The following is a 15,054-nucleotide window of genomic DNA, read 5'->3' on the forward strand; positions in this document are numbered from 1 at the left end:
CCTCAATCCTCCACCGATTTGGGTTCTTCTTTTGGTTGACCGTATTTAGAAGGTGAACAGTTGTATTGAGCTTTAAAACATTTGCTGAAATAGAAAGGATCTTCGAATCCCACTTTATACGATATTTCGGATACCGTAAATTCTCCCGTAAGAAGCATTTCGGCAGCTTTTTTCAGTCTCTTTATCTTTATCAGTTCATTCGGTGAAAATCCTGTAATGCCTTTCACTTTTTTATAGAAAATAGTTCTGCGGAGTTTCGATAGTTCGGCAAATCGATCTACCGAAAATTCACTATTGGCTATATTTTGTTCTAAAATACGATCAATCATTTCGAAAAACTCTTTGTCTTTATCCGTTGCTGTAATGAGATTGCCATCCAATACATATTCATTTGAAAATCGTTTCTTTAACTGCTCCCGCTGCTCTATCAGTTTAAAGACTCTCGTAGTCAGGTATTTTATGCTGAACGGTTTCATAATATAAGCATCAGCACCACTTTCGATACCTTCTAATTGATGCTCGATAGAAGAATGGGCTGTCAGTAATATGATTGGAATATGGCAAGTCTGAAACTCATGCTTCAGTTGACGTGTCACCTCAAAGCCATCCATTTCGGGCATCATCACATCGCATATAATCAGGTCGGGATTAGTTTCTATTGCTTTTTGAAGCCCTTGTTTTCCGTTTTCAGCCCAGTCAACCATAAAATACCTGCTGAATTCATCGATAAGAAAGTCGCGGATATCGTCATTATCATCAATAATAAGCATCTTATAATTGGCAAGAGTAGATTCATTTATTTCGGGTAAAACAGGACTTATCTGTTCGGTAACGGTTTGATTTCTGTTGATTTCTTCATTAATAATATCAGGTATAGAAAGAGTTATAAAGTTTTCGCCTTTGTACACCTCTTTTGAAGTCGAAAATTCGACATTGAATATCGATCCCCCATTCGTATTGTTTTCGTACCAAATTTTACCCTTATGTGCCTCCACAAATTCTTTCACCAGAGATAAGCCGATGCCTGTTCCCGACGATGAAAAATTAATTTGCATAAACCTGCTGAATAAAAGATGCTGTTTATCTTTATCAATACCTATCCCATTGTCTTTGACCGAAATAGTACAGGTTTCATTCTTTTGATTGACAGTAATTGAAATTTCGACAACACCGTCTTTAGCTGTAAACTTAAATGCGTTCGAAAGCAGGTTATATATTATTTTATCGACTTTCCGGCGATCAATATACATCCTCAAAGATTCCGATTGAGTATTGAGTGTATAAGTAATATTCTTACGTTCGGCAATCTCCTGAAATCCCGAATAAATCTCCTGTATAAACTCAATTAAGTCTATCTCCTCTAAATCAAGAGTTAAGACATTGTTTTGCAGTTTTCTAAACTCCAGCAATTGATCTATCAATCGGCTCAGAATATTAGAGTTCCGACCTAAAATAGTAAGCTGCTTTCTGATATTATCGGGGATATTAGTTTGGTCGTTCATATTCTCCATCGCTCCCTGAATGAGCGTTAAAGGAGTCCTGAATTCATGAGAAATATTGGTAAAGAAGCGTAACTTATGATTGGTCAGCTGTTTCTCTACCTGAACCGCATTGTTCAGTTTTCCGAATTTATAGATTAAACGGAAAGCAAAATACAATGCAACGATTAATAACAGGCTATAAAGAATATAGGCATAAGTAGATTTCCAGAAAGGAGGTGTAACCTCTACTTCTATCTGAGTGATTTTGTCGCTCCATACACCATCGCTATTGGCACCTCGTACCTTAAATATATATTTTCCGGCAGGCAGATTTTTGTAAGTTGCACTATTGTCGTGTTTAGGAGTACTCCACTTCTTATCGTAATTTTCGAGCATATACGAGTATAAATTCTTCTCGGGTGACCGTAATGTAAGCGATGCAAATTGTATGGTAAATGTATTTTGTTTATAGTTCAAATCTATTTTATCAGAAAAAGAGATCGACTTATTCAAAGGCGAATTAGAGTTTCCCACTTCCGCTTTCTGATCGTATAAAAAGAAGTTGGTGAAAGTTACAGGCGGAGTATTTTGTTCGGCAACAAAACTCTTGGGATTGAAAATAAGCAAGCCATCGAGACTTCCCCAAAACATATTTCCATTCAGGCACTTAAGATTTGCATTTTCATTAAAGTGATTACCATACGTATTTTCCGAAAAATGGAAATTAGTAAATGAATTGTACTTTTTATCAAACTTCGAAATACCGTTTTCGCTACTGATCCACAATTGATGATTCTCATCCTCAAGAATCCCCGAAACAATATCTCCCGACAGACCGTTGATGGTGGTGAAAAATTCAAACATACCTTCCCCATTAATATCTCTCAGATACTTGTTAAGTCCCCCTCCGGCAGTGCCTATCCAGATTTGCCCGTCTTCGTCTTCATAAATCGTTTTGACATCATTGCTGCTTAAGGTGTTTTCTTTTTGAAGATTTAGTTTGTAGGCGATGAAATCCAAAGGATTAGCAATAATGTTTTCGGGCTTGAATTTAATGATTCCGTCACTCGTTCCCACCCATATAAGACCTTTACTGTCCTGATAAATGGTGCGTATATAACGCCTGTTTCCTTCCTGATTGAACAATTGAATAAACGATGATGCGCCTTTATCTTCTTTCAAGAGATTGATACCTCCTCCGAACGAACCTACCCAAAGGCGGTTTTTATTATCTAACAATAGGCTGAATATCGAATTGTTACTGAGGCTGTTCGGATCAGTCGGGTCATTCTTATAATGTTCTATTTGCTTGAAAGTCTTGGTGTCGAAAAGGTAAAGACCATTGCCTTTAGTACCTACCCACATACCCGCTTTTTTGTCTTCGGTTATGGTATAAGGATTCAAATCCTCGTAAACATGTTTAATCGTTTTTATTTGATGGTCATATACATACAAGCTTCCGTTTTTTGTACCTACCCAGATATTGTTGTTCGAATCTTCGTAAATCGTTTTTACACTGTTGTTTTTACCGATCGATATTTTGTTTTCGGGTCTTATATACTGTATATCGTAATTGGGCTTTATGGCTTTTATTATACCTGCATATTCGCTGCCTAACCATAGGTTGCCGAATTTGTCTTCGGTAATCGACAGCAAATAATCGGAACTTAGACTGTTCTCGCCCAACTTATATTTGTAATTCTGAAGGTATTCGCTTTTAGGATCATAAGAAAACAAACCGTTCCCATAGGTGGTAATCCAGATAATATCTTTCGAATCGATAAAGACATTGTATCGCTCTTCATCTATAATATTTATGATATTCTGAGGAATCAGTTGCAATTTTTTCACCTCACTGTTTTGGATATTATAATACCACATATAGCCTGTATGATTGAATATCCAGATGTTTTGTTCCTTATCGATGATAAGCTGAATATTTCCTTTTAGATCAGTATCTTTTGCCCATACAGGAATTGAGTATTCGTTGTTTCGTGTATTAAAAAACTGAATACCTAACGATCTGGTGACCACAAGCAACTGATCTATTTTAGTCTTTGCCATATCAGTAAGGATAGGCGAAGCTTGCATGCTTGTATTTGCTTCAAATACCTTTCTTTTTATATCATAAATCAATACGCCCACCTGCTCTGTCGAAAAATATATTTTACCGTTCGATTCTACCGCTTTCGTCGTATGATATACCGTATTTTTATTGAAGAAGCTTTCTGATTTATCTTCACTGATTTTATACAAGCCCGATTCACCTCCATACCATATTGAGCCTTTCGAGTCTTCGAACAGAAATCGTCCGTTTCTTTTATTATCAGATGGAATATCGGTAAGAAAGCTTTTAGATGTAAAGCCTTGCTTCGTCTTTCGTATTCTTAAACAACCATTCGTATTTCCCCACAACCATATATCGCCGTTATTGGCTTCGTAATAATAAGTGTAGTACATTTGGCTTTTCTCAGGAATATTCTGCTGGTAATCAATAAACGATTCAGTGACGGGATCATAACAACAAAACACATTTTTGTAGGTTTTAATCCAGAGGTAACCATTTCTGTCCTCGAACAAGTTTTTGATCCGATGATCTATAAGTGATTTAGGGTTTCCTATCTGCGGTTTGTAAGTCACAATCTGATATCCGTCGTATCGGTTGAGACCATCTAAAGTTCCTGCCCAGATGAATCCTTTATTGTCCTGCAAAATATCCCTTACCGTATTTTGAGACAGTCCGTCTTTGGTAGTTATTTGAGAAAAATGAAGCTCGCTGTTCTTCGCATTTACCAAATGTGTAATGGCAAAAAAGAGCATGCTAATACATATGGTGATTATGTTATTCATAGTAACAGGTATTTTTATATAGGTTTCGTATTCAAATTTAAAAGAAAAACTGACATGTGGATTAATAGTGTCAAATAATATAGTTGAATGGACAAATTTCCATGTTTTGTTTCGTTTTATGAAGATACTTTTGATGAACCTTAAATCTATAAATTCAATTATCATGAAACAATATGTGAGAACCCTTCCTCAAATATTATCTGTGATACTCTTTGTCCTGTCAGTAATCAGTAGTTCGGCGATGCCTTTTCCGAAAGGAAATCAAAGGGCGAAATATAACTTTAATTCTCAGTGGCTTTTAAAAACAGGAGATGTTGAAGACGGTCAAAAAGTCGATATTAACGATGCTTCATGGAGTAAAATCACATTGCCCAGAGCTTTTAATGAAGACGATGCTTTTAAACTGCCCATTGAAGATCATACAACCGGTATTGTGTGGTATCGAAAACATTTTAAATTATCGGCAAAAGATAAAGGAAAGAAAATATTCCTTGAATTTGAAGGCATCCGTTTTGGAGGTGAATTCTACTTAAATGGCAAGCAGATAAGTATACACGAAAATGGCGTGATGGCTTTCGGTTTTGACATTACTGACGATGTTTTTTTCGGGAACAAAGAAAATGTTTTAGCTGTCCGCATTGATAATTCGTGGAAATATGCCGAGCGTGCCACAGGTACTACTTATCAGTGGAATAATATAAATTTCAATGCAAACTACGGAGGTATTCCCAAGAACGTCTTTCTACATGTGACAGATAAAGTATATCAGACTCTTCCTCTGTATAGTAATCTCAAAACTACAGGAACATATATTTATGCACGAGAAATAAACATTAGCAAAAAAAACGCTCAGGTATTTGCAGAATCGGAAGTCAGGAATGAATATTCGGTAGATAAAACTGTCAGCTTCGAAATGCAGATAGAAGATATGAACGGTCATGTGATAAAAAAGATTAAATCATCGCCTACCGACCTGAAAGCAGGAGAAACCAAAACTATTGGAGTGAATAGTTTGGTTGATAATCTTGAATTTTGGAGTTGGGGATATGGCTATTTATACAATGTATATACAACTCTCTATGTAGACAATATTCCCGTAGATGTGGTGAAAACGAGAACAGGTTTTCGTAAAACCGCTTTCAGAAATGGAATGGTAGAGCTAAACGATCGTGTTTTGCAAATGAAAGGCTATGCCCAGCGTACCAGTAACGAATGGCCTGCCGTGGGTATGTCTGTACCTGCTTGGCTGAGCGATTTCAGCAATCGGTTGATTGTCGAAGGCAATGGTAATTTGGTTCGATGGATGCACGTAACCCCGTGGAAACAGGATGTAGAATCGTGTGACAGAGTGGGGCTTATACAAGCTATGCCTGCCGGAGATGCTGAAAAAGATGTTACAGGCAGACAGTGGAAGCAACGTGTTGAGCTGATGCGAGATGCCATTATTTACAATCGTAACAATCCGAGTATTCTTTTCTATGAATCGGGCAATGAATCTATCAGCGAAGAACATATGGCTGACATGAAGGCTGTAAGAGATCGTTACGATCCTTATGGAGGACGTGCCATCGGTTCACGTGAAATGTTGGACAGTAAGATTGCAGAGTATGGAGGCGAAATGCTTTACATAAATAAAAGTGCCCATATACCCATGTGGGCAACAGAGTATTGCAGAGATGAGGCACTCCGTAAATATTGGGATGAATTTACTCCCCCTTATCACAAAAATGGCGATGGTCCTTTGCATAAAGGGCAGGACGCAAGTGCATATAATCACAATCAGGATTCGTTTGCAAAAGAAACAGTTACCCGTTGGTACGACTATTTCAGAGCACGTCCTGGAAGAGGCAAGCGGGTAAGTTCTGGAGGAACGAATATTATCTTTTCAGATTCCAATACCCATTATCGTGGTGCTGAAAATTACAGGCGAAGCGGAGAAGTAGATGCCATGCGTATTCCTAAGGATGCTTTTTATGCCCATCGGGTGATGTGGGATGGATGGGTAGATGTCGAAAACCATCGCACTCATATTGTCGGTCATTGGAATTATACGCCTCAAACCGTAAAAGATGTACTTGTAGTATCGTCGGGCGATCAGGTGGAGTTATTTATTAATGGGCAATCGCAAGGAATGGGCGAACGGAGCTATCGGTTTTTATTTACATTTAAAAATATACAATGGCAAGCAGGTAAAATTGAAGCCATAAGTTATGACAATAGCAAAGCCATATTGAGTAGGAGCGAAATAAAAACGGCAGGAGATCCTGTCGCCTTGAAAATGAAAGTAATGCACGCCCCCGATGGATTTAAAGCAGATGGGGCAGACTTGGCACTAATTGAAGTCGAAACGGTTGACAAAGACGGAAACCGTTGTCCCACCTCCGAAGTATTGGCTTCTTTCTCACTTTCGGGAGCTGCCGAATGGCGTGGAGGCATTGCACAAGGCAAAGACAATTATATATTATCTAAAGAATTACCTCTCGAAGCAGGAGTCAATCGGGTGCTTGTCAGATCAACTAATACGGCAGGTAAAGTAACATTGACAGCATCAGCAAAAGGCTTGAAATCGGCTACCGTTTCTTTCGAATCCGTTCCTTTTAAACAAAAAGACGGACTTGCAGAATATATAAGTGGCGAATATCAATCCTCTAATCTCGAGAGAGGTAAAACTCCTGTCGGAGCATCTTTTAAACCTTCCAGACAAAGTATCGATATTGTTGCAGCAACCGCAGGCAGCAACGAAGATAAAGCGAAACTCAGCTACGATGATAATGAACTTTCGGAATGGACTAACGATGGAAATATCCGTACAGGATGGATAAAATACGAATTGGAACGGGATGCAACCATATCTGAAATAGAACTCAAACTCACAGGATGGAGAATGCGCAGTTATCCGATCATTATTACCGTTGACGATGTTGAAGTTTACAGAGGCGACACCGAAAAGAGCCTGGGTTACATTTCTATTCCCATAAAACCGACAAGAGGACGCTTTGTTAAGATTCAGCTAATGGGGCAAAGCAGCGATGAGGACGCTTTTGGCGGTATTGTGGAAGTTACGGGAACAAAAGAGCTCGATTTGTATAAAGATCCTAAAGCCTTAGATGCTAAAGGACAGCTGCGTATTGTAGAGGCTGAGGTTTATGAAGCCCTATAAATGATCCTAAAGTCTTATTTTCTATGCTTCTGTACAAAAATACATTTGTGCGGATAGTCTTGTAGCCTACTTTCGTCGATGATTTAATAAATATAAACACAAGGGCCATGAAAAATTAAACAAACCTTAATTCCCGATCACAGAATCGGAAGAGAAAAACCTGATCTAAGAATTACTTAAATTAAAAATCCATGAGAAATAAACTAAAAACGAATCAATGTCTTGTATTCAAAACAAGATACATGTTTTTGACGATGATCTTTTTGCTTTTGTCTGTTGTTTCGTATGCACAACAGAAAACAGTCAAAGGATCTGTTTATGATGAAAATAACGAGCCTATAATAGGAGCTTCGGTTAGTGTAAAAGGTACTTCGGTAGGAACAATAACCGATCTGGATGGATTATTTTCGATCCAGGCAAATGCCTCCGACGTTTTGGAGGTTGCCTATATAGGGTATATCAAACAATCGATTCCGGTAAGTGGACAGTCACAAATAAAAGTGATACTTAAAGAGGATGCTAAATTACTCGATGAAGTAGTGGTAGTAGGATATGGTATTATGAAAAAGAGTGACGTTACGGGTGCAATGGTAAATGTGAGTTCCGAAGATATACGGAAACTACCTGTGGCAAATGCCTTGCAAGCTATGCAGGGGCGTGCAGCTGGTGTGGATATAACTTCTAACGAACGTCCCGGAGAACTGGGTAAAATACTTATTCGTGGTAGCCGCTCTTTGAATGCAAGTAATTCGCCTCTGTATGTAGTGGACGGAATTCCTCTTGCATCAGGAGGTATCGAAGCACTGAACCCTCTCGATATAGAATCAATAGATGTACTCAAAGATGCTTCGGCAACAGCCGTATTCGGTTCAAAAGGAGCCAATGGAGTTGTTTTGGTAACGACCAAAAGAGGTAAAAGCGGTAAAATGACTTTGGACTATTCGGGAATAGTAACTTTTGAAAATATGTACGATCGGACAACGATGATGAATTCTCCACAATATGTAGAATTCCGTCGCGATGCTTTCCGCCGTGCGGCAAAAAATACGTATCCCGAAACTCCTACTATTGAGGCTGACAAGGCAATATTCGGGCAAGACCCGATTGCATGGGCAAATATCGAAAAAGGATGGGCTAACGGAACTTATGACGGAAGTTTGATACCTACTACCGATTGGACAGACATGGTATTAAGAACCGGATTGACTCACGAGCATACCCTAAGTGCGAGTGGTGGTACCGATAAAATGAGAACACACACTTCTTTTGGATACCTGAATCAGGAAGGAACCCAAAAAGGACAGGATTTTGAGCGTTACAATGTCAAAATAAGTACCGATGTAAATCCGACCAAGTGGTTTTCGTTAGGAGCTTCTATTACAGGTACATGGAGTGTGCAGAATTACGGCTACTCAACATCTAATGCAACCGGTCCCGGTAACTTGTATTTTGCCGCTCAGGCCATGTTACCCTATGCAGTACCTTTTGATGAAAACGGTAACCGTATCAATATGCCGGGTGGTGATGTTAATATCTTAAACCCGATAGGTGACGATAAATATGTGATAAACGAACGTACCACTTTACGTACTCTGGGAAGTTTTTATGCCGAGATTAAGTTTATGGAAGGATTGCGTTATCGTATCAATTTCGGTCCCGATTTTTATAATTTCAGAAACGGGCGTTTTATGGATGAAAGATCCTCTAACAGAGGTGCAGGAGAACCCGGTTCTACCAATTATGCACAATTGAATAAAACACAACGACTATCGTGGACATTAGACAACTTAATCTATTATGATAAAACATTTAATAAAGAGCACAATCTGGGAATAACCTTGTTGCAAAGTTCTTCTAAGTTTCATGAAGAAACTTCGACCATGACAGCCAGTAATCTTCCTTGGAATAGTCAGTTATGGAATCAGTTGAACTCAGTTAGTGCACTCGATGCATTCGGATCGGGTTTGGTAGAAACTCAATTGTTGTCCTATATGGCTCGTGCCAATTACAGCTTTAACAGTAAATATATGCTGACTGCATCGGCTCGTTGGGATGGAGCATCTCAGTTGGCAGAAGGTAATAAATGGGACTTTTTTCCATCGGCTGCCATTGGCTGGCGTTTGGATGAAGAACAATTTCTTAAAAACCAGAAATGGATCAATCAAATGAAACTGCGTTTAGGCGTTGGTTCTACGGGTAACTCTGCGATCTCTGCTTATCAGACTAAAGGGGGAATAGAAACTCTTTATTATACATGGGGAGCATTGGTTGCTCCGGGCTATGTTCAGTCTGATCCTTCCATGAAAGACCCTATTGTGATGCCTGACAAAAATCTAGGATGGGAACGTACTACCCAATGGAATCTTGGACTTGATTTTAGTTTCTTTAATAACCGTCTTACCGGTAATTTAGACCTTTATACATCTACTACCAGCGATTTGCTGATGCAAAGAGATATTCCATCCGTAACAGGATATACGCGTGTATGGACAAATATAGGTAAGACTTCTAATAAGGGGATTGACTTAACATTGAACTCGGTAAATATCGAAACCAAAGATTTTTCATGGTCTACAAACTTGAATTTTTCGGCTAATAAAGATAAAATAGTAGAGTTGGCAAATGGAAAAGAAGACATTCTTGCTAACAACTGGTTTATCGGACAACGTTTAGGTGTTTTTTACGACTATGAGAAAGATCGGATCTGGCAAAATACACCTGAAGACTTAGCCGAAATGGAGAAATTCAATGCAAACGGGCATGCTTTCAAACCCGGTAGTATAAAGGTTGTAGATCAGAATGGCGATTACAAGATCGATGCCAATAACGATCGTAAGATTGTAGGGCAGAAAAATCCGAGCTGGACGGCAGGTCTTGTAAATACATTTACATATAAAAACTGGGAACTATCATTCTTTATCTTCTCCCGTTGGAATTTCATGATGGAAACCGGAGCCGAATCCTTGCAAGGGCGATTTGCTCAACGTCTGTTAGATTATTGGACACCTACAAATCCGACCAATGATTATCCTGCACCTAATTACGACAGAGCATCCGGCGATGAATTTAAAAGTTCGATGAATTATCAGGACGGTTCGTTTATCAAACTGCGTAATATTTCATTAGGATATCTATTCCCAAAACAAACCTTATCAAACTTGGGAGTAACTAATTTGAAGCTGTTTGCACAATTCAGAAACCCGGGATTATTGTACTCTAAAATCGATTGGATTGATCCCGATTTAGGAGGCTCCACTTTCAATAGAGGAATAATCTTCGGTGTGAATATCGGATTCTAAAACAAACAAGGTCTCAGACCTTTTTACTTAAAAGAGAAAAGCATGAAAAATATAAAAAATATAGTATACTGTTGCATAATCGCAACATCTACGGTTGTTCTGATGCCGTCTTGCTCCGATTTTTTGGATGAAGAGTTAACAACATCATTGAGTTTGCAGTCTTTTGAAACACCCGAAGGTTTAGACGGACTCTCAACTGGAATGTATCAGGGACTCAGATTTCATTTTAATTATAATTGGGCTTACGCTACCACCAATTACGGTACTGACGAATTTTCGGTCGGAGGAGACCGTTCGGAACAGATGTGGAACACATACGATGCCAGTTTAAATTCTTTGAATGTATATGCTGCTAATGTCTGGGACAATATGTACAGCAATATCGCCAGTGCTAATATTCTGATAAAAAACGTGCCTTTATATTACGGAAATCTACCCAATCGGGATACACGTTTAGGAGAAGGTCATTTTATGAGAGCTTTCGATTATTTTAAGCTGGTGAGGCAGTTTGGCGGAGTACCTCTCAAACTGGAACCTTCTGTGACTGTCGAATTTGAATTTGGCAGAAATACAGCACCCGAGGTCTTCGACCAAATTATTAAGGATTTTACCGAAGCCTATAATTTATTGCCCGCTACACCTGCCCAACAAGGTCGTCTTACTAAATGGGCGGCAGCTCACTTTTTAGCAAAAGCTTATCTTACCCGTGCCAGCGAGCTTTACAGTGATTGGAATTCAGCGACAAAAAATGAAGATCTGGACAATGCCATCAAATATGCAGATATAGTAATCAATAGTGGAAAACATTCGTTAGCCAAAGATTTCCGTGAATTGTGGAATTATACAACGGTTAACGGTGCAAATGAAAAACTACCCGAGATTATTCTGGCAGCAGAGTTCTCCAATAATACGGCAACACAGGGGCGCTATGGAAACCAAGTGCATCTGTACTATCCTTCGATTTATCAAAACTTGGCAGGAATGCAACGCGATATTCCCGGAGGTCGTGAATTTCAGAGGATGAGAACTACCGATTACTCCATGGATGTGTTTGACCGGGTGAACGATTCTCGATTCTGGAAATCGTTTAAAACCAGTTATTCTTGTAATAAACCGGCAAGTGCTCCGGTTTGGGAGGCTAAATATGCACCTAAGCCCGAACTTGTAGGAAAACCTCGTTTTGCAGGAGGGCAGCAATCGATTCTGTATATCGTAAATAATGCAGGAGATAAAAGGTATACAGACGAAAATATTAAATACCGTGCCCCACACATGTTTGTACGTTATTTCGACGGAGACTCCCCCAATTTAATGAGCGAGCATGGCAATTATACAACAAGCCGCTATGTGACAATGAGCAAATTTTTAGATGGATCGCGTATCTCGGTAGCATCACAATTTGGTTGTCGCGATGGGATTTTAGCCCGTTTGGCCGAAACCTATCTTATTGCAGCCGAATCCTATGGACGCAAAGGTCAATACGATGCGGCATTACCTTATATCAATGCAGTGAGAGACAGAGCAGCTTATAAAGAGGGTGAAGACCGAACCGTTTACTCGGATGGAGGAGCAGCCTATAAGAATAATGCCGTAGCTAACGCAGCACAGTATACATCTTATTCGGAAATAAATTCTTACTATGAGTCTAATAACATACCGGTAACAACTACGGCTTCATTATCGGCACTGCATCTGAATAGTACAACTGATATATTCAATTCGACAAAAGAATTTTATACAGAAGTCGGAGCATCCTCTCAAGCTGAAAAATTCCTTCATTTTATCTTGAACGAAAGATCAAGAGAGCTTGTCGGAGAATTGTTGCGTTGGGAAGATCTCTCAAGAACAAAGACTCTGGTTACGAGAGCTAAAGTCTTTAACGATGATACAAACCCGAAAGAAGGTGTACACAATCTTCGTCCTATACCTCAAGCCTTTTTAGATGCTATTCATAAGAATGGTAAACCATTGAGCGGAGAAGAAAAACAAGCCATGCAAAATCCGGGTTATTAAGTAGATAAAATATTTATTCTTATCTTTTGGTGAACCAATAGAAAGGTTTGCAATCTTGAAAATCTCAGGCAAGACTAAGTCCGAAAATTATAAGAGGACTTAGTTTTGTCTTTTACCAAGAAAAAAATCGAAATACCTGAAAATATGAAAAATAATAAATTATTATACTTTGTTGTATGCTTGTTTCTCATGGTTTCTACATTGTCAGTTTTGGCACAGCCCAATTACGATTATACAAAGCTTAAACGGGAGAAGTTCAATAGAGGATTGGTTGTTGTGAAGAAAGATAATCAAACAAATTTCCTGAGTTGGCGTTATCTTTCGTCCGATCCTATGGATATATCTTTTAATATCTATCGAAACGGAACTAAAATAAATGATAAACCAATAACCGAAGGGACTTTCTTTGAAGACAAAACAGCTTCTAGCAGTGAGCAAACTTATGTAATAAAATCATTTGCAAAAGGCATTGAGAAAGAAGAACAAAAATATACCCTTCCTGCAAATGCCCCTGTGGGTTATGTAAATATTCCACTTGATAAACCTAAAGATGGGGTTACTCCCGATGGACAAGCCTATACTTATTCGCCCAATGATGCCAGTATCGGTGATGTAGATGGTGACGGCGAATATGAAATTATCCTGAAATGGGATCCATCTAATGCGCATGATAATTCACACAAGGGTTATACAGGCAATGTATTTATTGATTGCTATAAACTGAACGGAACTAAACTCTGGCGAATAGATCTCGGTGAAAATATCCGTGCAGGGGCACATTATACGCAGTTTATGGTATATGATCTGGATGGGGATAACAAAGCCGAAATAGTAATGAAAACCGCCGATGGTTCGGTTGACGGATTGGGTAATATTATAGGAGATGCAAAGTTGGACTTTCGAAATTCAGATGGTTTTATGCTATCGGGAAATGAGTACTTGACCATCTTCAATGGTGAGACAGGCAAGGCGATGGGAACCCTTCCTTACGATCCGCCCAGAGGTGAGTTAATGAGTTGGGGCGATGACAAGGGAAACCGCATGGATCGGTATTTGGCGGCTATTGCCTATCTCGATGGCGAGCATCCAAGTGTAGTCATGTGTAGAGGCTATTATACACGCACCGTTTTGGTTGCTTACGATTGGCGAAATGGAAAACTAACGAAACGCTGGACTTTCGATTCGAATACTCCCGGTAATGAGTCGTATGCAGGACAGGGAAACCACAACCTCAGAGTAGGTGATGTGGATGGAGACGGTTGCGACGAAATTATATACGGATCGTGTGCCATAGATCACGATGGGACAGGCCTGTATAATACTAAATTAGGACACGGTGATGCTATCCATCTGACCGTTTTTGACCCGAAAAGAGGAGGATTACAAGTTTGGGATTGCCACGAAAATAAACGGGATGGTTCTACTTACCGTGATGCACGAACAGGCGAAATACTGTTTCAGGTACCTTCATCTACGGATGTAGGTCGATGTATGGCAGCTGATATCGACCCCAATTATCCCGGAGTTGAAATGTGGTCGTGGGAGTCCAAAGGCATCCGGAATATAAAAGGCGAGGTGATTGATACTGCTATGCAAGACATATCGGTAAATATGGCTTGTTGGTGGGATGGGGATTTACTTCGTGAGTTGCTCGATAAAAACAAAATAACGAAATACGATTATAAGAACGGCGGATTTCAAACCCTGCTTACTGCCGAAGGATGTGTTTCGAACAATGGAACAAAAGCAACACCTGCCATACAAGGCGATATTGTGGGCGATTGGCGTGAAGAGGTTTTATTGAGAACCGAAGATAATAACAACCTGAGATTGTATGTGTCTACATATCCTACCGAATATCGTTTCCATACATTCTTGGAAGACCCGATTTACAGGATAAGCATGGCAACTCAAAACGTAGCTTATAATCAGCCTACGCAACCCGGATTTTATATGGGTGCTGATCTGGGTAAGATATTTCGCGAAAAAGAAATTGTAACCGATGCTACCGAATTGTTATTGGATGCAGGGATGAATTATGACAGTTACTTGTGGTCGATAGGTGGAGAGAGTCGCAGTAGGTTGGTAACATCAAAAGATATTCCCCTGAGAAAGCGTACGCTTATACAATTAGCAGTTACTTATCGAGGTTATCAATTCTCAGATTCTGTTTATGTAACCTTAGGAGTAAAAACAAAATAGAAGCCTTAAATTCTATGTAATTGAATAATTTTCCATGTTTCGTAAAGAC

General features: G+C 39.3%; 5 protein-coding genes. 4 read left to right on the forward strand and 1 reads right to left on the reverse strand.

The annotated features are described in order from the left end of the window. Positions 1-2: 2 nt before the first annotated feature. The gene (locus G7051_RS11365; protein ID WP_166200385.1) at positions 3-4,331 is read right to left on the reverse strand and encodes a two-component regulator propeller domain-containing protein; all 4,329 of its coding nucleotides are present in this window, start codon (positions 4,329-4,331) and stop codon (positions 3-5) included. A 163-nt stretch (positions 4,332-4,494) separates the two neighbouring features. Between G7051_RS11365 and G7051_RS11370 the strand changes: the two genes are divergently transcribed. From G7051_RS11370 to G7051_RS11385, 4 genes are all read left to right on the forward strand, one after another. After that, positions 4,495-7,491, forward strand: a complete 2,997-nt coding sequence (locus G7051_RS11370; protein ID WP_166200387.1) for a DUF4982 domain-containing protein — start codon at positions 4,495-4,497, stop codon at positions 7,489-7,491. A 191-nt stretch (positions 7,492-7,682) separates the two neighbouring features. Beyond that, positions 7,683-10,790 (forward strand): TonB-dependent receptor, encoded by a 3,108-nt coding sequence (locus G7051_RS11375; protein WP_166200389.1) that lies wholly within the window; start codon positions 7,683-7,685, stop codon positions 10,788-10,790. A gap of 42 nt (positions 10,791-10,832) precedes the next feature. After that, positions 10,833-12,803 carry a RagB/SusD family nutrient uptake outer membrane protein gene (locus tag G7051_RS11380; protein WP_166200391.1) on the forward strand — a complete coding sequence of 657 codons (1,971 nt, stop codon included), beginning with the start codon at positions 10,833-10,835 and terminating at the stop codon, positions 12,801-12,803. A 144-nt stretch (positions 12,804-12,947) separates the two neighbouring features. Further along, positions 12,948-15,005, forward strand: coding sequence for a rhamnogalacturonan lyase (locus tag G7051_RS11385; RefSeq protein ID WP_166200393.1), 2,058 nt, complete (start codon positions 12,948-12,950; stop codon positions 15,003-15,005). The last annotated feature ends 49 nt before the right edge of the window (positions 15,006-15,054 follow it).

This window comes from Dysgonomonas sp. HDW5B (assembly GCF_011299335.1).
Classification (GTDB): domain Bacteria; phylum Bacteroidota; class Bacteroidia; order Bacteroidales; family Dysgonomonadaceae; genus Dysgonomonas_A.

What these genes read in the sequence shown, in the direction of transcription:
- G7051_RS11375 (WP_166200389.1), top strand. Translation starts at nt 7,683, where the DNA reads ATGAGAAATAAACTAAAAACGAATCAATGTCTTGTATTCAAAACAAGA.
- G7051_RS11385 (WP_166200393.1), top strand. Translation starts at nt 12,948, where the DNA reads ATGAAAAATAATAAATTATTATACTTTGTTGTATGCTTGTTTCTCATG.
- G7051_RS11365 (WP_166200385.1), bottom strand. Translation starts at nt 4,331, where the DNA reads ATGAATAACATAATCACCATATGTATTAGCATGCTCTTTTTTGCCATT.
- G7051_RS11370 (WP_166200387.1), top strand. Translation starts at nt 4,495, where the DNA reads ATGAAACAATATGTGAGAACCCTTCCTCAAATATTATCTGTGATACTC.
- G7051_RS11380 (WP_166200391.1), top strand. Translation starts at nt 10,833, where the DNA reads ATGAAAAATATAAAAAATATAGTATACTGTTGCATAATCGCAACATCT.